This window comes from Bradyrhizobium sp. 956_D2_N1_4 (genome assembly GCF_052076025.1).
GTDB classification, from domain to species: domain Bacteria; phylum Pseudomonadota; class Alphaproteobacteria; order Rhizobiales; family Xanthobacteraceae; genus Bradyrhizobium; species Bradyrhizobium barranii.
The window spans coordinates 4703501-4724280 of the sequence record NZ_CP197237.1 but is presented as its reverse complement, the minus strand read 5'-3'; the positions used below and the strand labels follow the sequence as shown (position 1 = coordinate 4724280).

15 protein-coding genes are annotated in these 20780 nt (G+C 64.6%); 13 read left to right on the top strand and 2 right to left on the bottom strand.

The window, feature by feature from the left end:
• The first annotated feature begins 13 nt into the window (after window positions 1–13).
• The 4 genes from rfaD to AB7535_RS22445 all read left to right on the top strand — a co-directional run bounded on the left by rfaD (window position 14) and on the right by AB7535_RS22445 (window position 5809).
• On the top strand, window positions 14–994 hold the full coding sequence (gene rfaD, locus AB7535_RS22460; protein WP_439036858.1) for an ADP-glyceromanno-heptose 6-epimerase: 981 nt from the start codon (window positions 14–16) through the stop codon (window positions 992–994).
• 13 nt (window positions 995–1007) lie between these two features.
• Complete coding sequence (rfaE1, locus tag AB7535_RS22455) at window positions 1008–2492, top strand: D-glycero-beta-D-manno-heptose-7-phosphate kinase (RefSeq protein WP_028153510.1); 1485 nt, start codon at window positions 1008–1010, stop codon at window positions 2490–2492.
• A gap of 41 nt (window positions 2493–2533) precedes the next feature.
• Window positions 2534–3787: an O-antigen ligase family protein gene (locus tag AB7535_RS22450; RefSeq protein ID WP_439037357.1), complete on the top strand. Its 1254-nt coding sequence runs from the start codon at window positions 2534–2536 to the stop codon at window positions 3785–3787.
• 99 nt (window positions 3788–3886) lie between these two features.
• Window positions 3887–5809: an SDR family NAD(P)-dependent oxidoreductase gene (locus tag AB7535_RS22445; RefSeq protein ID WP_439036857.1), complete on the top strand. Its 1923-nt coding sequence runs from the start codon at window positions 3887–3889 to the stop codon at window positions 5807–5809.
• A 24-nt stretch (window positions 5810–5833) separates the two neighbouring features.
• On the opposite strand, the gene AB7535_RS22440 is transcribed toward AB7535_RS22445, so the two are convergent.
• Together AB7535_RS22440 and AB7535_RS22435 are read right to left on the bottom strand one after the other, a co-directional pair.
• Window positions 5834–6574: a glycosyltransferase family 2 protein gene (locus AB7535_RS22440; protein ID WP_439036856.1), complete on the bottom strand. Its 741-nt coding sequence runs from the start codon at window positions 6572–6574 to the stop codon at window positions 5834–5836.
• 100 nt (window positions 6575–6674) lie between these two features.
• A complete protein-coding gene (locus AB7535_RS22435) occupies window positions 6675–7634 on the bottom strand; it encodes a lysylphosphatidylglycerol synthase transmembrane domain-containing protein (protein ID WP_439036855.1) in 960 nt (319 codons plus the stop codon).
• 222 nt (window positions 7635–7856) lie between these two features.
• On the opposite strand from AB7535_RS22435, the gene AB7535_RS22430 reads away from it, so the two are divergent.
• From AB7535_RS22430 to AB7535_RS22390, 9 genes are all read left to right on the top strand, one after another.
• On the top strand, window positions 7857–8846 hold the full coding sequence (locus AB7535_RS22430; RefSeq protein ID WP_439036854.1) for an SDR family NAD(P)-dependent oxidoreductase: 990 nt from the start codon (window positions 7857–7859) through the stop codon (window positions 8844–8846).
• A 7-nt stretch (window positions 8847–8853) separates the two neighbouring features.
• Window positions 8854–10266 (top strand): mannose-1-phosphate guanylyltransferase/mannose-6-phosphate isomerase, encoded by a 1413-nt coding sequence (locus AB7535_RS22425; RefSeq protein ID WP_439036853.1) that lies wholly within the window; start codon window positions 8854–8856, stop codon window positions 10264–10266.
• 181 nt (window positions 10267–10447) lie between these two features.
• Window positions 10448–11452 carry a Gfo/Idh/MocA family protein gene (locus AB7535_RS22420; RefSeq protein WP_354112736.1) on the top strand — a complete coding sequence of 335 codons (1005 nt, stop codon included), beginning with the start codon at window positions 10448–10450 and terminating at the stop codon, window positions 11450–11452.
• 40 nt (window positions 11453–11492) lie between these two features.
• Entirely contained in the window at window positions 11493–12644 is a 1152-nt protein-coding gene (locus AB7535_RS22415) for a DegT/DnrJ/EryC1/StrS family aminotransferase (RefSeq protein ID WP_439037356.1), read from the top strand.
• Window positions 12645–12964: 320 nt separating this feature from the next.
• Window positions 12965–14491, top strand: coding sequence for a murein biosynthesis integral membrane protein MurJ (gene murJ / locus AB7535_RS22410; protein WP_439036852.1), 1527 nt, complete (start codon window positions 12965–12967; stop codon window positions 14489–14491).
• Window positions 14492–14645: 154 nt separating this feature from the next.
• The gene (locus tag AB7535_RS22405; protein WP_439036851.1) at window positions 14646–17453 is read left to right on the top strand and encodes a helix-turn-helix transcriptional regulator; all 2808 of its coding nucleotides are present in this window, start codon (window positions 14646–14648) and stop codon (window positions 17451–17453) included.
• Between the two features lie 146 nt (window positions 17454–17599).
• Window positions 17600–18586: an alpha/beta hydrolase gene (locus tag AB7535_RS22400; RefSeq protein WP_225048932.1), complete on the top strand. Its 987-nt coding sequence runs from the start codon at window positions 17600–17602 to the stop codon at window positions 18584–18586.
• A gap of 445 nt (window positions 18587–19031) precedes the next feature.
• The gene (locus AB7535_RS22395) at window positions 19032–19949 is read left to right on the top strand and encodes an NADP-dependent oxidoreductase (RefSeq protein ID WP_166099452.1); all 918 of its coding nucleotides are present in this window, start codon (window positions 19032–19034) and stop codon (window positions 19947–19949) included.
• 429 nt (window positions 19950–20378) lie between these two features.
• Entirely contained in the window at window positions 20379–20654 is a 276-nt protein-coding gene (locus AB7535_RS22390; RefSeq protein WP_439036850.1) for a DUF1127 domain-containing protein, read from the top strand.
• Window positions 20655–20780: the final 126 nt, after the last annotated feature.

Below are 20780 nucleotides of genomic sequence, written 5' to 3'. Positions count from 1 at the left end.
CAGGGTAGGTGGAATGTTGCTGGTGACCGGTGGGGCCGGTTTTATCGGATCGAATGTCGTCGCCGCGCTGAACGAGGCCGGTCGCAGCGATGTCGTCGTCTGTGATCTTCTCGGGACCGAGGGCAAGTGGCGAAACCTCGCCAAGCGCCAGCTTGTGGATATCGTCCCGCCGGCCGAGCTGCCCGACTGGCTGAAGGGCCGCAAGCTCGACGCCGTGATCCATCTCGGGGCGATTTCCGAGACCACCGCGACCGACGGCGACCTCGTGATCGAGACCAATTTTCGCCTGTCGATGCGCCTGCTGGACTGGTGCACGACGGGTGCGGTGCCGTTGATCTACGCCTCCTCGGCCGCGACCTATGGCGATGGTGCCGACGGCTTTGACGACGACGCCTCACCGCCCGCATTGAAGAAACTGCGGCCGATGAATCTCTACGGCTGGAGCAAGCACCTGTTCGATCTCGCCGTCGCCGAGCGCGTCGCGCGCGGCGAGAAGCTGCCGCCGCAATGGGCCGGCCTGAAATTCTTCAACGTGTTCGGCCCCAACGAATACCACAAGGGCTCGATGATGAGCGTGCTGGCGCGCCGCTTCGATGATGTGAGGGCGGGCCGTGTCGTGCAACTGTTCAAGTCGCACCGAGAGGGCATCGCCGACGGCGATCAGCGCCGCGATTTCATCTATGTCGACGACGTCGTCCGCGTCGTCATGTGGCTGCTGGCGACGCCGTCGGTGTCCGGTCTCTTCAACGTCGGGACCGGCAAGGCGCGCAGCTTCAGGGACCTGATGCTCGCTGCCTATGCGGCCCTCGGCACCAGGCCCAACATCGAATATGTCGACATGCCCGAGCAGATCCGCGGCAGCTATCAATACTTCACCCAGAGCGAGGTCGATCGCCTGCGCCGCGCCGGCTATAACGGCGGCTTCACGACGCTCGAGGATGCGGTGAAAGCCTATGTCGGCGATTATCTCGACCGGCCAGACCGCTTCCGCTGAGGCTTCAAGGACCATGCCGACGCCCATTCTCGATTTCGACGCTCTCGCGCAAGCCATCTCAGGCCGTACGGTGCTGTGCATCGGCGACATCATGCTGGACGAGTTCGTCTATGGCGAGGTGTCGCGGATCTCGCCGGAAGCGCCGGCGCCTGTCATCGCCGCCCAGCGCAGCGAGATCCATATCGGCGGCGCCGGCAATGTCGCGCGCAATATCGCCTCCCTCGGGGCGCGCTGCATCTTCGTCGGCCTCGTCGGCGAGGACGATGCGGGCAAGCGGCTCGAAGCGGCACTTGCGGAGCATGCCGGCATCGAAAGCGTGCTGGTGTGCGATCCGTCGCGGCCGACCACGCGAAAAGTCCGCTTCGTCTCCGAGCATTTTTCCACGCATATGCTGCGCGCGGATTGGGAGCAGGCGGTGCCTGCCTCCGACGACATCGAGACCACGCTGATCGACGCAATCCTGCCTCAGATCGCGCGCGCCGACATCGTGCTGCTCTCCGACTACGCCAAGGGCGTGCTGACCGCGCGGGTGATCCGCCACACCATCGACGCCGCGCGAACGCTCGGCAAGCCCGTGATCGTCGATCCCAAGAGCCTGAACTGGGCGATCTATCGCGGCGCCACGCTGCTCACGCCCAATCGCAAGGAATTTTCGGAGGCGACCCGCAGCCGCGCCGACACGCCGCAGAGCATCGTCGATGCCAGCGAGGACGTGATGCGGCTCGCCGATTGCGAGGCGATCCTGGTCACGCAAGGCGAGCACGGCATGACGCTGGTGCCGCGCAATGGCGAAGCCGTTCATGTTCCGGCTGTCCCCGTGAAGGTGCGCGACGTCTCCGGCGCCGGTGACACCGTCGCCGCCGCGCTTGCGGTGTCGCTCGCGGCAGGCGCGGACTGGGACACGGCGTTGCGGATGGCGAATGCGGCCGCTGCCGTCGCCGTCGGCAAGCAAGGCACGGCCAGCGTGAGCGCGGCCGAGCTGCGGCGGAAGATCCTGCCGCATGCTTATCTCGCGGCTGAGGAGAAGATCGTGCTCGAGCCTGATACGCTCGACGCACAGCTCGCGGAATGGCGCCGGCAGGACCTGCGCGTCGGATTCACCAATGGCTGCTTCGACATCCTGCATCCCGGCCACGTCAAGGTGTTGACCGCGGCGCGCGGAGCCTGCGATCGCCTGATCGTCGGCCTCAACAGCGATGCCTCGGTGCGGCGGCTGAAGGGCGCCGATCGCCCGGTTCAGGACGAGCGGGCGCGTGCGGAAGTGCTCGCGGCGCTCGAAGCCGTCGATCTCGTCGTCATCTTCGAGGAGGATACGCCGATCGATTTGATCACCCGGATCAAGCCGAGCGCGCTGGTGAAGGGCGGCGACTACACCCGCGAGCAGGTGGTCGGCCACGAGGTCGTCGAAGCCGCCGGCGGAATCGTCGTGCTGGTCGACATCCTCCAGGGCTTCAGCACGACCGCGCTGGTCCATCGCGCGCGGGGAGGGGGCAAGTGACGGACCAAGCGACGACGCTCGCCCGGGAGACGACCGCCCAGATGCTGTGGCGGCGCTTTCGCAGCCCGGCGGCGTGGTGCGAGACGGCCGACCTGTTCGCGATCCTGACCGTGGCCTCATTGCCCTGGTCGACCTCGCTCACGGCGATCTTCAACGCTCTGTTCCTGGTCTGCATGGTGCCGTTCCTCGACGTCCGCGCATTCCTGCAATCGCTGAAGCGCCCGATCGCGGCCGCGCCGATCGCGCTGGTCCTGCTCGCGCTGGTGGGCACGCTGTGGTCGGATGCGGCCTGGGGCGCGCGCCTCTATGCGGTCAATCCGACCGTCAAGCTGCTCGTGCTGCCCGTGCTGCTCTATCATTTCGAGCGCTCGTCGCGCGGGCACTGGATGTTCATCGCGTTCCTGGTGTCCTGCGCGCTGCTCTCGGTGATATCGTGGCTGGTGGCCTTCTATCCCAACCTGACGCTCAAGCCCGATCACCTCGAGCGCGGCATCTTCGTCAAGAACTACATCGACCAGAGCCAAGAATTCGCGCTGTGCGCGGTCGCGCTCGCCTATCCCATCGTGATGCTGCTGCACGAGAAGCGCTATTGGTTCGCGGGACTATTGATCGCGTTGGCTCTGAGCTTCTTCGTCAACATGGCCTTCGTGGTGGTGTCGCGCACCGCGCTGGTCACCGTTCCGATCATGTTCGGCGTGTTCGCGTTGCTGCACCTGCGCTGGCGTAGCATCGCGATCATCTCGGTCGCTCTGCTCGCCGGCGCCGCTCTCGCCTGGCAGGCCTCGCCGCAATTGCGCAAGACCGCGGACACCTTCGCCAGCGACTACACGCGCTATGTCGAAAAGGGCGAGCCGACCTCGCTGGGCCTGCGGCTCGAGTTCTGGCGGAAATCGCTCGGTTTCTTCGCGGAGGCGCCGATCAAGGGGCACGGCACCGGCTCGACGCGCGGATTGTTCGAAGCGGTCGCGACGCCCAGCGGCCACTACCAGGCCTCCGCCGAGGTGATCGGGAATCCGCATAACCAGACGCTGAATGTCGCCGTGCAATGGGGCGTCATCGGCATCGTCGTTCTCTACGCGATCTGGATCCTGCATCTCCTGCTGTTCCGCGGCGACGGGCTGGCCCATTGGGTTGGCCTGCTGGTGGTGGTGCAGAACGTCTTCACCTCGCTGTTCAACTCCCATCTGTTCGACTTCCACGAGGGCTGGATGTATGTCATCGGCGTCGGCGTTGCCGGCGGCATGGTGATCCGGGCCCGACACGCCGAGGCGAAGGTGGGGGAAGCCGGTTCCTGAACGGCCGCGCGGCTGGCAAGCCTTGTACTGGCAAGTCTTGTCGAGATGGGCTATCAGCGCGGTCAGGTTGCATCTAACTGGGATTTCATCGGTCGGCGGATGACGCGTCTTTCGCATCTCACCTTGCGCAATTTCCTGATCGCGCTCCACGACCTGCTGGCGACCACGGCGGCGCTGTTCGCAGCCTTCTACCTGCGTTTCGAGGGCGGCGACGGCTTCTTCGACCGCTTGCCGCTGCTGTTCCAGATCCTGCCCTACTTCCTCGCCTTCAGCGTGGTCGTGTTCTTCGTCTTCAACTTGACCACGACGAAATGGCGCTTCATCTCGCTGCCTGACGCGCTGAACATCATCCGGGTCGCGACCGTGCTGACGGTTGCCCTCCTGGCGCTCGACTACATCTTCGTCGCCCCCAACGTCCGCGGCGCCTTCTTCCTCGGCAAGGTGACGATCGTCCTCTACTGGTTCCTCGAGATCGCCTCCCTCAGCGCGTTGCGCATGGCCTATCGCTATTTCCGCTATACGCGGGTGCGGCGGCATGCGAGGGGCGAGGATGCCGCGCCGACGCTGCTGATCGGCCGCGCCGCGGATGCCGAGGTGCTGTTGCGCGGCATCGAGAGCGGGGCGATCAAGCGCATCTGGCCGGTGGGCGTGCTGTCGCCGTCGAGATCCGATCGCGGCCAGTTCATCCGCAACGTGCCGGTGCTGGGCGACATCGACGACATCGAGGACGTCATCGGCGACTTCGCCAAACGCGACAAGCCGATCGCACGCCTGGTGATGACGCCATCCGCGTTCGAGCCGGACGCTCGTCCGGAATCGATCCTGATGCGGGCGCGCAAGCTGGGCGTGATCGTCAACCGCATGCCCTCGCTGGAGAGCGGCGATGCGCCGCGCCTCACGGCCGTCGCGGTCGAGGACCTCCTGCTGCGGCCGAGCGAAAAGATCGACTACGCGCGGCTCGAAGCTCTGATCAAGGGCAAGGCTGTGATCGTCACCGGCGGCGGCGGCTCGATCGGCTCCGAGATCTGCGAGCGCGTCGTCGCCTTCGGCGCAGCGCGCCTCCTGATCGTGGAAAATTCCGAACCGGCGCTCTACGCGGTCACGGAGACGCTGGCTGCGCAGGGCGCGGCGGCCGCGATCGAGGGGCGGATCGCCGACATCCGCGACCGCGAGCGCATCATCCGCCTGATGGCGGAGTTCAAGCCGGACATCGTGTTCCATGCCGCCGCGCTCAAGCACGTGCCGATCCTGGAGCGCGACTGGAGCGAGGGCGTCAAGACCAACATCTTCGGCTCGATCAACGTTGCCGATGCGGCGCACGGCGCCGGCGCCGAAGCCATGGTGATGATCTCGACCGACAAGGCGATCGAGCCGGTGTCGGTGCTCGGCCTCACCAAGCGCTTCGCCGAGATGTACTGCCAGGCGCTCGACCACGATCTTGCCGCAGGTAGCGGCAGTGCCAGGCCGCCGATGCGGTTGATCTCGGTCCGGTTCGGCAACGTGCTGGCGTCGAACGGCTCGGTGGTGCCGAAGTTCAAGGCCCAGATCGAGGCCGGCGGCCCCGTGACGGTGACGCATCCCGACATGGTCCGCTACTTCATGACGATCCGCGAGGCCTGCGATCTCGTCATCACGGCGGCAACGCATGCGCTCGGAACGCAGCGTCCCGACGTCTCGGTCTACGTGCTCAACATGGGCCAGCCGGTGAAGATCGTCGATCTCGCCGAGCGCATGATCCGCCTCTCGGGCCTTCAGCCCGGCTACGACATCGAGATCGTGTTCACCGGCATGCGGCCGGGCGAGCGCCTGCACGAGATCCTGTTCGCCTCCGAGGAGCCGACCCGAGAGATCGGTGTCGCCGGCATCATGGCCGCGCAGCCGAACGAGCCGCCGATGCAGACGCTGCGCAAATGGATCGCGGCGCTGGAGCAGGCGATCGCGCGGGACGATCGGGCCACGATCAGAACCATCCTGAAGGATGCGGTTCCGGAATTCGGGATGAATGCGAGCGCGGCATCCTGAGGCCAATCGCGGTTGGCCGTGCTGCTAGCGGAGCTGAAAGATCCGCCGCGCAAAGCGCAGAAAGAACGCAGGATCGATGATCGGCGCGTTCAGATGCTGCCTGCGGGATCGCAGGCACTCCAGATTGCCGCGCAGGGTAACGCGCCAGCTGCTGGTACTGATGCCGCCGATCTTGAAATCGGCAAAGACACGCGGGAGATAGGTGACCCTGAAATCGTTCAGCGCCAGCGCCCGAAGCATGTAGTCGTAGTCGGCCGTCGTGATGTAGCTCAGATCGTACTCGCCGACCTTGTTGCCCACCTCGCGCCTCATGTAGAACGTCGGGTGCGGCGGGACCCAGCCGAACTGAAACGAATAGCGTCCGAAGCGCCCGCCGCGCCATGCGCGCACAATTGTCTTGGTACGATGGTCGGTGACCATATTGAGGTCGCCGTAGACGATGTCGGCCTGTTCCAACGCCGCCGCGATCGCCGCCATCACCGTCGAATCGTGGAATGTGTCGTCCGAATTGAGGAAGCCGATGGCGTCGCCAGTGAACAGATGCAGGCCCTTATTCATGGCGTCGTAGACACCCTTGTCCGGCTCGGAGATCACCCGAACGTCCCTAGAGCCGAACGACTCGACGATTCTGAGGGTCGAATCCGTGGACGCGCCATCGATGACGAGCATCTCCTTGTCGGCATGCGTTTGTCCGAGAAAAGATTCGATGGTGGCGCCGATGGTCGCCTGGGAATTATAGCTGGCGGTGATGACGCTGATCTTCATTCCGGATCCGTGAGGCGACGCCGGACGTTATAGGAAATGAGACCCACATAATAGTCGCCTGATTTGAAATTGCGGTGTCGAGCGCGATCCGTGTGAACGCTTATTCACGGATTTTGAGCGGCGCCGACCCTTTCGCGGCCTTCTCCGCGCTGAGGATCCAGACCAGGCCGCCGATCGCGCCGACGATGAAGAGCACGGCGCCGAACAGCAGCGAGACGTTGACGCCTTCGTTGGCGGAAAGCCCGGCGAAACCGAAGGCCAGGCCCATCGTGGCCTCGCGCACGCCCCAGCCGGCGATCGAGATCGGCATCAGGGTGATCAGCATGATCGGCGGAATGAGGAGGAATGTCTGGCCGAAGCTGACCGGTGCGGCGATCGACTGCACCACGCACCACGCTATGACGACGGCGAGCACGTGAACGAGAAGCGACAGAATTGCGACGATCGGTCCGCGCTTGGCATTGAAGATCACGCGGTTGGCAATCACGGCGCAGGCGTGGATGTGATGGGTGGCCCACCAGGTCTTCAGCCACGACCATTTCAGCGCGCCGAAGATCAGGAAACCGACGCCGCCCGCGAGCGCGGCGAAATCGACGAGCAGCAGCGCCGAGCGTCCGTGCGGATCGGTGATGAGCTCGTAGCTCCAGGGCAGGCTCGCGACGACGACTATCGCGAGCGCGACGAGGCCAATCGCGCGATCGACGAAGATCGAGTAGGTGGCCGCACGCCATCCGGCGCCGGCGCGCGCGACCAGCCACAGCCGCACCGCATCGCCGCCGATTGCCGAGGGCAGCGTCTGGTTGAAGAAGGCGCCGATCACGTTGTAGCGCATGGCGCGAGCGAGCTCGAGCGGCGCGCCGCATTCGGCGCTGATCTCGCGCCAGCGCAGCACGCCGATGAAGATCTGCAGGAACGTGACCGCGATCGCCATGGCGATCCAGAACAGGCTCGTCGCAGTGAAGCGCGACAACAATTCGGTCAGATCGACCTTGCGCAACGCCAGATAGAGCAGCGCCACGGAAATCAGGATCTTGGCCGTCGACAGCAGGATTCGGCGCATCTCGCCCGCATGAACAGGGTTTGCGAAGATTTGAGGCAACCCGACGCGAGGCGTCGAATTCGGCCGCTTTGGTATGGTCTTGGCGCCGATCTTGCAATAGCGCTTATCCGGAGCGGTGATGAATAGCCGGCGGGGCTATTGCGACGGCCTCGATACCGCGGCTAAAGAGGCGCCGCGGGGCCGGCTTGGGGACCGCGTGGCAACAGATCGCTTGGGAACAGGATGACGGATCAGGCGATTTTGGTCACGGGAGCCGCCGGGTTCATCGGCTTTCACGTCGCCCGGCAGCTTCTGGCCGAGGGCCGGCCCGTGGTCGGGCTCGACAATCTCAACAGCTATTACGATCCGGCGCTGAAACAGGCGCGCCTGGCGCTGCTTCGGAACGATTCCCGCTTTACCTTCGTCGAGGCCGATCTTGCCGACCGCGAGACCATCGCGGCGCTGTTTGCGCGACATCGATTTGACAAAGTCGTGCATCTCGCGGCCCAGGCCGGCGTGCGCTACTCGATCGACCATCCGCACACTTACGCCGATTCCAATCTCCAGGGCTTTCTCAACGTGCTGGAGGGCTGCCGCAACAACTCTTGTCGTCATCTCGTCTACGCCTCGTCATCCTCCGTTTATGGCGCCAACACTAAACTGCCATTTGCCGTGCAGGACCGCACCGACCATCCCGTGAGCTTCTATGCTGCGACCAAGAAGGCGAACGAATTGATGGCGCAGTCCTACAGCCATCTCTACCGGCTGCCGGTCACGGGCCTGCGCTTCTTCACCATCTACGGCCCGTGGGGACGGCCCGACATGGCCCTGTTTCTGTTCGTGAACGCCATCATGGCTGAGCGTCCGATCCGGCTCTTTAACCATGGCAAAATGCGTCGCGACTTCACCTATATTGACGACGTCACCCGTGTAGTATCCAAGCTGATCGATCGGGTGCCCGCGGATGACCCGGCTGCCGCAAATGCGCCGTCTAAGGTCTACAATGTCGGCAACCACCATCCGGAAGAGCTGATGCATGTCGTCGGGCTTCTGGAGCAGGAGCTGGGTCGGACCGCAATCAAAGAATTGCTGCCGATGCAGCCGGGAGACGTCTTGGAAACGTTCGCGGATGTCGAGGATCTGACGCGCGACACCGGCTTTGCACCGTCAACGCCGATCGCGCTCGGGGTCCGTAATTTTGTCACCTGGTATCGGGACTACTTCAAGGTTTGAAATGACGATGGACAAACGCATTATCCCCCTGATCATGTGCGGCGGTGCCGGCACGCGGCTGTGGCCGGCTTCGCGCGAGGTGCGCCCAAAACAGTTCCTGCCGCTGTTCGGCACGCGCTCGACCTTCCAGGACACGCTGCTGCGCGTGTCGGATGCCTCGCTGTTCGATCGTCCGATCGTCATCACCAATGCGTCCTATCGCTTCATGGTGCTGGAGCAGCTCGCCGAGATCGGCATCGAGGCCGACGTGATCCTCGAGCCGATGCGGCGCGATTCCGGCCCCGCGATCGCCGCGGGCGCGGTGTTCGCGCAGAACCGCGCCAGTGACGCGATCGTGCTCGCGCTCGCCGCCGACCACGTGGTGCAGGACAATGCGGCCTTCGTCGCGGCGTGCCGTGAAGGCCTCACCGCCGCGAGCGCCGGGCGCATCGTCACCTTCGGCGTCAAGCCGGAGCGGCCGGCGACCGAATACGGCTATATCAGCCCGGGCGAGGTGATCTCCGGCGAGGTGCACGCCGTCGCGCGCTTCGTCGAAAAGCCTGATGCCGTGAAGGCGGCCGACTACGTCAGTTCGGGCTATCTCTGGAACAGCGGCAACTTCATGTTTCCGGCCACGGTCCTGCTCGACGAATACCGCAGGGTCGACGCGGCGAGCGTTGAGGCGATCTCCACTGCGGTGAGCAATGCCGGCCGCGATCTCGGCTTCGTGACGCTGGAGCCCGAGGCGTTCGGCGCGGCGAAGGCGATCTCGATCGACTATGCGGTGATGGAGAAGACCTCGCGCGCAGCGGTCGTGCCGGTGTCCTGCGGCTGGTCCGACGTCGGCTCCTGGCACGCGGTGTGGGAATTGTCGGAGAAGGACGCGCAAGGCAATGCTTCGCACGGCAGCGCGGTGTTCGAAGACTCGCGCAACTGCAACGTCACCACAGATGCAGCGCTGGTCGCGCTTGAAGGCGTCGACGATCTCGTCGTGGTCGCCACCGCGGATGCGGTGCTGGTCTCGCGCCAGAAGGATGCCAACGGCCTGAAGCGCCTCGTGACCAAGCTGAAGGCGGTCGCACCGAAGGTCACCGAGGAGCATCTCAAGGTGCACCGGCCCTGGGGCAGCTACCAGTCCGTCGACAACGGCGAGCGCCACCAGGTCAAGCGCATCGTCGTCAAGCCGGGCGGGCGGCTGTCGCTGCAGAAGCACCATCATCGCGCCGAGCACTGGATCGTTGTCCGCGGCGCCGCCCGGGTGACCGTCAACGAGACCGTCAAGACCGTGCACGAGAACGAGTCCATCTACATCCCGATGGGCGCGGTGCACCGGATGGAGAACCCCGGCAAGATCATGCTGGAACTCATCGAGGTCCAGACCGGAAGCTATCTCGGGGAAGACGACATCATCCGGATTGAAGACGACTATCAAAGGTCGTAACCAGCAAGCTCCGAATCACGCGACCCGGGCCGGAAGGCGCAAGCTTTTGGCGCTAAGGCCCGGGGAACGTGTAACTTTTTGAATCAAATCGTGTCCGGTCAATTCGGCTGACATTCGCCACAAATGTGGCGCCCGTGCTAGAAGCGGCCCGGGGATTTGCGTTGAATCGGGGTTTACTCAGATGAGTTCCAAAGGGTTTGCACCGGCAAAGGCCGGCTTGCGCGTTGGCGTCGTCGGCGCGGGCGTGATGGGCAGCAACCATGCGCGCGTGCTCGCGGGTCTTCCAGGCGTCAGCCTCGTCGGTGTGGTCGATCCGTCGCCAGCGCATCTGACCCGCACCGCCGAGCTTGCCAGCTGCCAGGGTTTCGAGACGCTCGACCAGCTCCTCGCCGAAGGCGTCGACGCCGTCACCATCGCCGCGCCGACCCATCTGCATCACGAGGTCGCGCTGGCCTGCATCGCCAGGAACGTCCACGTTCTCGTGGAGAAGCCGATCGCCTCAACGGTCGCGGAAGGCCGCGAGATCGTCGCCGCCGCGCAAAAGGCCGGCGTCACGCTGATGATCGGCCATGTCGAGCGCTTCAATCCGGCGGTCGCCGCCGTCAAGCAGGCGATCGCGGGCGAGGATATTCTCTCCATCGCGATCACCCGCGTCGGCCCGTTCCCGCCGCGCATGTCCAATGTCGGCGTCGTCATCGACCTTGCCGTGCACGACATCGATTTGATCCGCTGGTTCACCGAATCCGACATCGTCGAGGTGCAGCCGCAATTGTCGAGCGCGGTCGCCGAGCGCGAGGACATCGCGCTCCTGCAGTTCCGCACCGCCAACGGCGTGCTCGCGCACATCAACACCAACTGGCTGACGCCGTTCAAGGCGCGCAGCGTCACGGTCGCGACCCGCGGCAAATACGTGATGGGCGATCTGTTGACGCGCCAGGTCACCGAGTGCTTCGGCTTCAAGCCGGACGGCAGCTATTCGATGCGGCATCTGCCGGTCGGCCACGACGAGCCGCTCCGCGCCGAGTTGATCGCGTTCCTGAAGGCCGTCCGCAACGGCGAGACGCCGGCGGTCACCGGCGACGAGGGCGTCGCCAGTCTCGAGATCGCCACGCAGTGCCTGGAAACACCGTCCCGGCCCGCAGCCACGTCGTCCGCCCGCAAGGGTCCGCGCCGCGTCGCGGGCTGATCTCTTCTCCATGTCGACCGCTCAAAACCCGCAAGGCGCCATGAACCAGCATCTGCGTTCCGAACCCATTCCCTTCGTCGACGTCGCCTCGCAGCGCCGCCGGCTCGGCGCCTCGCTCGATGCCGCCGTCAAGCGCGTCCTCGACCATTGCCAGTTCGTCAATGGTCCTGAAGTCGCCGAGCTCGAGAAGCAGCTTGCGGCCTATAGCGGCGCCAAGCACGTGATCGGCTGCGCCAGCGGCACCGATGCGATCCTGATGGTCATGATGGCGAAGAATGTCGGCCCCGGCGATGCCGTGCTGTGCCCGTCCTTCACCTTCATCGCAACCGCGTCGCCGGTGGCGCGCACCGGCGCGACGCCTGTCTACGTCGATGTCGATGAAGCCACCTTCAACATGAGCCCGGAGTCGCTGAAGCGCGGCATCGCGACCGCCCGCAAGGCCGGCCTGAAGCCGGTCGCGGTGATTCCGGTCGATTTGTTCGGGCAGCCCGCCGACCACGATGCCATCGCCGAGATCGCCAGGGCCGAAGGCCTGTTCGTGCTCGACGACGCCGCACAGGGTTTTGGTGCGAGCTACAAGGGCCGCAAGCTCGGCACCTTCGGGCTCGCCACCGCGACCAGCTTCTTCCCGGCCAAACCGCTCGGCTGCTTCGGCGACGGCGGCGCGATCTTCACCGATGACGACGAACTCGCAGCGACACTGCGCAGCATCCGCGTGCACGGGCAGGGCGTGGACAAATACGACAACGTCCGCCTCGGCCTGACCGGCCGGCTCGACACCATGCAGGCCGCGATCCTGATCGAGAAGCTGAAGATTTTTGACGACGAGATCGCCGCCCGCAACAAGGTTGCGGAGCGTTACGCGCGTGGCCTGTCCAACGTTGTCACTGTGCCGCGTCTGGCACCGGGCAACACCTCGGTCTGGGCGCAGTACACCATCCGTCTCCCTGAGGGCACCGACCGCGACGGCTTCGCCGCCGCGCTGAAGGCCCAGGGCGTGCCGACCGCGATCTATTACGGCAAGTCGATGCACCAGCAGACCGCCTACAAGCAGTATCCGGTCGCCGACGGCGGCCTGCCGGGCTGCGAGAACCTGTCGCAGGACGTCATCAGCCTGCCGATGCACGCCTACCTGACGGAAGCCGACCAGGAGCGAATCATCGCCGCAGTCCGCGGCGCGATCGCGGGCTGATTTCGCTGTTTTGCCCTCCTTTCCCTCTCCCCCTGTGGGAGAGGGTGGCATAGGCGGCCTTCGGCCGCCGTTCTTAACGACGCCGATGCTTCGCATCGGCTATCGCGATAGCGGCGAGACGGGTGAGGGGTCTCTCTCCGCACGGAAAGCTGGGAGAGAGACCCCTCACCCGATTGAGTTTGTATCTACCTGCGGCGTGGCCCTCTCCCACAAGGGGAGAGGGCACAGCAATGCACATCGCAAGCCGAGCGCCCGTCTTTTTTGATCACGTCAAACTTCAAAGCCTTATCGTTGGGCTGATAAGTCTCTAAAACAGACGCATGCTCGGACGCATCTTCACGGTTGGTGGTTACACGCTGCTCTCGCGGCTGACGGGATTTGCCCGCGACATCATGCTCGCGGCGATCCTGGGCGCCGGCCCCGTGGCCGACGCCTTTTTCGTGGCGCTGCGGCTGCCCAATCATTTCCGCGCGATCTTCGCCGAGGGCGCCTTCAACGCCGCCTGGGTGCCCGCCTATGCGCATGTCCATGGCGAGCGCGGGGAGGGGGCGGCAAAATTGTTCGCCGACCGCATCTTCACGCTGCTGCTGGCCTCGCAGGTGGTGCTGCTGATCGTCGCCTGGCTGTTCATGCCGCAGGCCATGAGCATTCTGGCGCCGGGCTTTTCCGAGGATGCCGAGCAGCGCAAGCTCGCGATCGAGCTGACCCGGATCACCTTTCCCTATCTGCTGCTGATCACGCTGGTGACGCTCTATGGCGGCATGCTCAACGTGATGCAGCGCTTTGCCAGCGCTGCGGCGGCATCGATCTTCCTCAACATCTCCATGATGATGACGCTGGCGCTGGCCGCCTGGTTTCCCAGCGCGGGCCACGCCGCCGCCTGGGGCGTCCTGATTTCCGGCTTCCTGCAATATTTCCTGCTCGCGGGCGATCTCGCGCGCCATGGCGGCCTGCCGCGCTTTGCGCCGCTCAAGCTCGACGAGGACGTCCGCAGCTTCTTCAAGGCGCTTGGGCCGGCGACGCTGGGATCGATGGGCACGCAGGTCGCGCTGTTCGCCGACACCATCATCGCGACCTTCCTGCCCGCAGGCGCGCTGTCGGCGCTCTATTATGCCGACCGCCTCAACCAGCTACCGATCGGCGTGATCGGCATCGCGATCGGCACGGTTCTGCTGCCGGAGATGTCGCGGCGGATCACCGCCAACGATCATGACGGTGCGATGAAGGCGCAGCGCCGCGCCTTCGATTTCACGCTGCTGTTCTCGATCCCGTTCGTGGCGGCCTTCATCACTGTGCCCGACGCGATCATGCGTGCGCTGTTCGCCCGTGGCGCGTTCTCGAAGGCCGATGCCGCCGCCGCCGGCGCCACGCTCGCGGCCTATGCCATCGGCCTGATCCCCTTCGTGCTGATCCGCAGCGCAGTCGCGACCTTCTATGCCCGCAAGGACACCGCCACGCCAGTGCGCGCCTCGCTGACCGGCATCGCGGTCAATGTCGCCCTGAAGGTGGCCTTGATGGGTTCGCTCGCCCAGATCGGTTTGGCGCTGGCAACAGCCGTCGGTGTCTGGACCAATCTGCTGCTGGTGCTGTTCTTCGCCGTGCGGCGAGGCTTTCTCGTGCTGGACCGCGCGTGGCTGATGTCGCTCGCCAAATTCCTGCTGACCGGACTGATCCTCGCCGCCACGTTCTGGCTGATCGCGCGCTTCAGCGGTTCTATGCTGGGCTCGATGCACTTCCGCGATGAGCTGATGCTGGTGCTGCTGGCCGTCGGAGGCACCATCGTCTACGCGCTCGCGATCCTCATCCTGTTCGGCCGCAGCTGGTTGGTCTCGCTGGTGCGTGGCTAGGCCTGTATCAATCCGACGGGCCAAAGCCTGCTGCAGCAGGCGAGACACGCCGGAAGCAGCCATCACGTATATGGCTCTCCTCTGGTTCCCGGTACATGGTAACGTTTAACCTCGGTCGAGTTCGAAAGGGTGCGGTCTCACCAACGGTTATGCGATGACCAGACGGGCGAAAAAGGCGACCTCGCCGCGGAAAGGGCGGGTTGGTGCTACCCTTGCGTCCCCCAGTTTGCAGGGTCGCGCGCAGGACATTGCGCTGATCGATCACCTGATCGAACGGATCGACCAAGGTGGATCCACGCTTGTTATCAGCGGTGAGCCCGGCATCGGAAAATCTGCGCTCCTCGATGTTGCCAGGCACAGAGCCAGTGAACGCGGCTTCTCCGTCTTGAGCATGACCGGCGTCCTCGCCGAAGTCCATTTGCCGTTTGCAGCACTTGAACAGGCCTTGCGTCCGCTGATGAAAGGGGCCGAGGGCCTTGTCCCTCGCCAGCGATCGGCCTTGCTGGCCGCTTTTGGCATGCATGACGACGCGGGGCCGCCCGATATCTTCCTGGTTGCGCTCGCGACGCTGTCTCTTCTGAGCGAAAGGGCGACGCGCGAGCCTCTGCTGCTTGTTGCCGACGATGCCCAATGGCTGGATCAGGCGACATTTGAGGTGCTGGCCTTCGTCTCGCGCAGACTGAGCTCGGACCCGATCGTTCTCGTGGTCGCCATGCGCGACGACTTCAAGAGTTCGCTTGGCGACGCCTCCACCCAGAGGCTGCGCCTTTCAGGGCTCGATCAAGCCGACGCCGAGCGCTTGCTGGACGCCAACGCGCCGGGCCTTCCGGCGGAGCTGCGCAGCCGCTTCCTTCGGGAGGCCTCGGGCAATCCGCTGGCCCTTGCGGAGCTGCCCCGCGGAGAACGAGCCGCTGGAGATGCGCCGTGGCTTCCGCTGACCGACCGGCTCGAGCGCGCCTTCTCCAGTCGCTTGTCCGACCTCCCGCACATCGCGCAATTGCTGTTGTTCGTGACGGCGGAGAACGACGGGACATCGCTCCACGAAATCCTTTCCGCCGCCGAAGCCGTGTTGGGCGAGCGCGTGGGTATCGCTGCCATCGCGCCCGCGGTCGCCGCGAAGCTCATCGAGATCAACGGGACGGAGGTGAGGTTTCGGCATCCGCTCGTTCGCTCCGCCATGCACCAGGCCGCCGACCCGGCGACCCGCCAAAGGATCCACGCCGCGCTTGCTGCCGTGATTCACGATCAGCTCGACCGCCAATTGTGGCATCGTGCCGCAGCAACGATCGGACCTGACGACGAGCTCGCCGGCGAATACGACCTGATGGCGGCGCGCGCGTTGCGGCGCGGCGCCGTGGCGATGGCGATCGAGGTTCTGGAAAGCGCGGCACGGCTGAGCAGCACGGCGAAGGCGAGAGGCGACCGGCTGTTGCGAGCGGCCGAACTCGCCGCCGATCTGGGGCAGCCGGAACTCATGGAGCGCCTGCTGCGGCAGGCCGACATCGACGAGACGAACCAGTTGGCGCTGGTCCGGATCGCCTGGTGCCGTGAGATCAGCCAGCCCCCGGCGGTCAACGACCCCGCAAAGATTCTCGCATTGATCGGGTTCGCCGCGAAAGCCCACGCCGCCGGCGCGATCGATCTGGCCGCCAATCTTCTTTGGCGAGCCGCGCAACGCTGCTGGTGGAGCAGCGCAAGCGATGAACTCTGCACAAGGGTTCACGATGCGGCTGCGCGGCTGGAATTGCCTGACGGGGACCCCCGCCTGATCGCGATATCCGCTTACGTCGAGCCGCTGCGGCGGGGGGCGGACTTGTACCTCAAGCTTCAGGGGCTCGCGGGAACGGCGCACGGCGATCCCACCGTTGCGAGCATCCTCGGCAGCACCGCCAATGTCATCGGGACCTTCGACATCGGCGTGAACTTTCTCGCCGAGTCCAGTGCCGTGCTGCGCATGCAGGGACGGCTCAGCGATCTCGCCCGGGTGCTTTTCGCCCAAGGGTGGGCGGAAATGGAAGTCGGTGACTGGCGGGGCGCCATGAGGGAGGCCGAGGAATCCGCCCGGCTTGCCGAAGAGACCGGCGGGCTTCCGTGGATTGCCGCAGCCACGATCCTGAAAGCCAGGCTCGCAGGAATGCAAGGCAATCTGGAGCAATCCGAAGCGTATGCGGCGCAGGCGGAAGCCCAGGCCCTGTCCATCGGCGCCAGTTTCCTGCTGGCCATGTTGCAGATCGCACGAGGCGTATCCGCAATCGGCGCGGGCCGTCATTGGGAGGCCTTTGAGCATCTGCGACGCCTGTTCACGCCGGCCGATCCCGCTTTCAATTTCGGCCTTCAGTTCTTTGGCCTCGCGGATTTCGTGGAGGCCGCCGTGTCGACCGGCAATGCGGACGAGGCGAGCCGCGTGCTTGATGAGATCGAGCGCGCCTCGGCTCCGACGCCGGTGCCGTGGGTCGGGACGATGCTGCAATATGGCAAGGCGTTCCTCGCTGCGCCGGAAGACGCCGAGCCGTTCTTCCTGCAAGGTCTTGGACTGCAAGGTCCTGGGCCGGCCGCGAAGAAATGGCCGTTCCTGCGAGCCCGTTTTCTCCTGGCCTATGGCGGATGGCTGCGCCGCCAGCGCAGATCCGCCAATGCGAGGGCTCCGTTGCGCGAGGCACGCGACATGTTCGATGCGCTCGGCGCTTCGCCCTGGAGCGATCGGGCCCGCGAGGAACTGCGCGCGTCGGGCGAAACCAGCCGCCGGCGAACCGAACAGGTGTGGGACACGCTGACCCCGCAGGAGCTTCACATCGCGCAACTCGCCGCCGAAGGTCTCTCGAACAAGGAGATCGGCGCCAGACTGTATCTGTCCCACAGAACCGTCGGGTACCACCTGCACCGGATCTTTTCGAAGGCCGGAATTACCTCGCGGTCCGGGCTACGCCCCGTTCTCGCAAGCATCAGCCGCCCCGCGGACTGATCGCCGTCCCGTCATCGGACTGGTCATTTGACAGAAGCGGCAGCCCCTCCGCGCGGGCTAGCTGTGCGAGTGCGTCTACCCCCAAGCAAAAGTTGACCATGAAACTGTTCTCTTCACTCGCAATCCTCAGCCTCGGAGCAATCCTCATGACCCAAGCCGCCGATGCGGCCCCGGACGCCGGGACCGACCCCCGGATCGATCCCCAGGTTCGCGCCTTCCTGCGCGAGATCAACAAGGATCCGAGCCCGTTCTGGGAGCTGCCCCAGCCCAAGCCGCAGGACATCCTGACGGAGCTTCAGAACAAGACGCCAGTCGACATGTCGGGGGTGAACACGACCGAGCAGACCATCACCCAGGATGGTCAGTCCGTGAAAATCTACATCATGAAGCCCGAGCACGTGACCGGAAAGCCCGGCGTACTGCTGTTCATTCACGGCGGTGTCTGGATCGTCGGCAATTTCCAGAACCATCAGCGTCTGTTGCGCGACCTGGTGGTCGGCTCCGGCCAGATCGGTGTTTTCGTTGAGTACACGTCCCTGCCGAAGGCGCGCTTCCCCACGCAGCTCGACCAGTCCTATGCGGTGCTGAAATGGGTGGCGAGCCACGCCGAAGAGTTCGGCGCGGACGGTAGCCGGATCGCAGTGGCCGGCAATTCGGTTGGCGGCAACATGACCGCGGCATTGTCGCTGATGGCCAAAGACCGCAGCGGACCCAAGATCAGCTATCAGGTCATGATGATCCCGGCGACCGACGCCAGCGTCGACACCGCATCCTACCACGAATATGGCACGGGACGATTTCTCGCCCGCGCCTTCATGAAATACGGCTGGGATCTGTACGCGCCGGACGCAGCGACGCGCAACAACCCCTACGTCTCGCCGCTGCGCGCCAGCCTGCAGCAATTGAAGGGGCTTCCCCCGGCTCTTGTCATCACCGCAGAGAACGATCCGCTGCGCGACGAAGGCGAGGCTTACGCGCGCAAGCTCAAGGAGGCCGGAGTGTCCGTGATCGCGACCCGCTACAACGGGATGATCCACGACTTCGTCCTGCTGAACGGCATCCAGAGCGACCCCGAGCCCCAGGCCGCGATTCGGCAGATGTCGGCGGAGATCAAGGCACATCTCGCACCTTGATCCAGCCTTGAAAGAGCAGGCGGCGACACCGTCGCCGCTTGCTACGTTTTGATTGATCCCGAACTTATGATTGCGACGTTCTCGCGCAATGCCCCGGTGACTGAATAAGTCCAGTCGGTTGGTGTCGGCAGCGACTTGCCAAGCCCAGTTTTGCGATTCTAGTCGGCTCACAGTCTCAAGGCCGACATCATGGCATCGGTTGGTACAGCCAGAATCGTCAATCTTGGTACTTTTTTATAGCCAGGCGCAACGCATCTACTCGCTACGACCGTGGATCGGAGCGAGCCCGATCCATCGGGCTTGGCGGGAGTTCCGATCGGTGCAGACAACTCAATCGCCGACACGGAGACAGGAGTTCCACACTGCCTGGCATTTTGTGGAAAGCCGGCGCGTGCGCGCTCCCTCACATTTCCACCGAAGAGACAATGACCAAGGAGAAAATCTCATGAAGGCGATCGTTGTAACGGAGCAAGCCGCGGGAACGGCCGGTATGAAGCTGGTGCGCCGGCCCGAGCCGCAGGCGGCGATAAACGATGTCGTCGTCCAGGTTCATGCGTCGAGATTCATCCCGACTGAGCTTGCGTGGCCCTCGAGCTGGGCCGATCGCCTTGATCGCGACCGAACGCCATCGATCCCTGGGCACGAGCTGGCCGGAGTGGTCTCTGCACTTGGATATGGAACGACGGGGCTGTCGGTGGGACAACGGGTGTTCGGCCTCGCGGACTGGTATCGCGACGGCACGCTGGCCGAGTACGTGGCAATCGAGGCGCGCAACCTTGCGCCGCTGCCGGGCGACGTCGACTTTACCGTGGGCGCGAGCCTGCCGATCTCGGGCCTCACCGCGTGGCAAGGGCTGTTCCAGCACGGTCGCCTCCAGGCGGGGCAGAGCGTGCTGGCACACGGGGCGGCAGGCGCAGTCGGGTCTATGGTGACGCAACTCGCACGAGCGGCCGGAGCTTATGTCATCGGCTCCGGACGTGCCGCCGATCGTCAGACAGTGCTCGACCTCGGCGCGAAGGAGTTCGTCGACCTCGACAACGACGCACTGGAGGACATCGGCGAAGTCGATCTGGTGTTCGATGTCATCGGTGGTGAGATCCAGAAGCGGTCCACAGGACTCATTCGAGCGGGGGGAACACTGGTGTCCATCGTCGGGCCGGCGGAGGCGCAGCCTTCCAACGGGCTGGCGATCGACTTCGTCGTCGAGGCTGATCGTGCCCAACTGAGTGAGATCGTCCAGCGGGTGCGGGACGGACGACTGCGGACTAACATCGGCAACGTCTCGACCCTCGACGATGCCGTCGCCGCCTTAAATTCGACCGAGCGACGTAAGGGAAATACGATTATCCGCGTTCGTCCCTGAGCGACGCACGTCCGTTGATGCGCGCAGCCGGCCGGCTCGTCCAGGTCGGCCGGCTGTTGAGAATGTCCCAGGGGGCAATGGCCGCCCTCTCGGAGCGGTCGTAAACGTCCGCTTTGGAATGCCCCTCGCGTAGGGGACATGAACCGTCGCGTCGAATGAGCGAATTCGTCGGAGCGAGGGACTCGCCTCCAAGGTGCAACCGACCTCCGCACATCCCTTGATTTTGCACGATTGCCGTGGTATTGGCGCCGCATGATCAAATCGTCGCGCCATTTCAACCGCAACCACATGACCCGCTTCGGCTGGGCCGTGGAAGGAGTCGCGCGCTAGGAATTCGACGACGACATCTTTTCCACCAGGCCCCGCCGGCATCGGACGGGGCCTTTTGTTTGGCCACGCTCCCTGCCGGCACAACAGCAGGAGCATCCGATGCCACCCCAACAGACGGACAGCTCATCCGAGATTGAGCGCGATGCCGCGAGGCTTCGGCTCGACCTCTCCATCGTCTTGAGACTGATCAAGCGATACTGGCGTGCGTTTCAGGAGCGGCGGCAGCGCCCGCAGGTCGCATTGCAGGACCTGAGTGACAGGGAGCTGATGGATATCGGCTTGACGCGTAGCGAGATCGACTACATCACGCCTGAACGCGCTATCGATACGCTGAGAGATCGCGCCACGGATCTTTGGAGGCGGGGCGTGATATAGGTGATCAACCGTCGGAAGCGGCGATACGCTTTGCGAACAAGCGGCAGTCAGCACGACTACTTCTTAGGAGTGCACCGCGGGAAGCGTTCGGCAACTATCGTGCCATCAACCGGACCGTTCCTCACA

Coding starts and splice junctions, on each gene's coding strand:
- rfaD (WP_439036858.1), top strand. CDS start 14: ATGTTGCTGGTGACCGGTGGGGCCGGTTTTATCGGATCGAATGTCGTC.
- rfaE1 (WP_028153510.1), top strand. CDS start 1,008: ATGCCGACGCCCATTCTCGATTTCGACGCTCTCGCGCAAGCCATCTCA.
- AB7535_RS22450 (WP_439037357.1), top strand. CDS start 2,534: ATGCTGTGGCGGCGCTTTCGCAGCCCGGCGGCGTGGTGCGAGACGGCC.
- AB7535_RS22445 (WP_439036857.1), top strand. CDS start 3,887: ATGACGCGTCTTTCGCATCTCACCTTGCGCAATTTCCTGATCGCGCTC.
- AB7535_RS22440 (WP_439036856.1), bottom strand. CDS start 6,574: ATGAAGATCAGCGTCATCACCGCCAGCTATAATTCCCAGGCGACCATC.
- AB7535_RS22435 (WP_439036855.1), bottom strand. CDS start 7,634: ATGCGCCGAATCCTGCTGTCGACGGCCAAGATCCTGATTTCCGTGGCG.
- AB7535_RS22430 (WP_439036854.1), top strand. CDS start 7,857: ATGACGGATCAGGCGATTTTGGTCACGGGAGCCGCCGGGTTCATCGGC.
- AB7535_RS22425 (WP_439036853.1), top strand. CDS start 8,854: ATGGACAAACGCATTATCCCCCTGATCATGTGCGGCGGTGCCGGCACG.
- AB7535_RS22420 (WP_354112736.1), top strand. CDS start 10,448: ATGAGTTCCAAAGGGTTTGCACCGGCAAAGGCCGGCTTGCGCGTTGGC.
- AB7535_RS22415 (WP_439037356.1), top strand. CDS start 11,493: ATGAACCAGCATCTGCGTTCCGAACCCATTCCCTTCGTCGACGTCGCC.
- murJ (WP_439036852.1), top strand. CDS start 12,965: ATGCTCGGACGCATCTTCACGGTTGGTGGTTACACGCTGCTCTCGCGG.
- AB7535_RS22405 (WP_439036851.1), top strand. CDS start 14,646: ATGACCAGACGGGCGAAAAAGGCGACCTCGCCGCGGAAAGGGCGGGTT.
- AB7535_RS22400 (WP_225048932.1), top strand. CDS start 17,600: ATGACCCAAGCCGCCGATGCGGCCCCGGACGCCGGGACCGACCCCCGG.
- AB7535_RS22395 (WP_166099452.1), top strand. CDS start 19,032: ATGAAGGCGATCGTTGTAACGGAGCAAGCCGCGGGAACGGCCGGTATG.
- AB7535_RS22390 (WP_439036850.1), top strand. CDS start 20,379: ATGCCACCCCAACAGACGGACAGCTCATCCGAGATTGAGCGCGATGCC.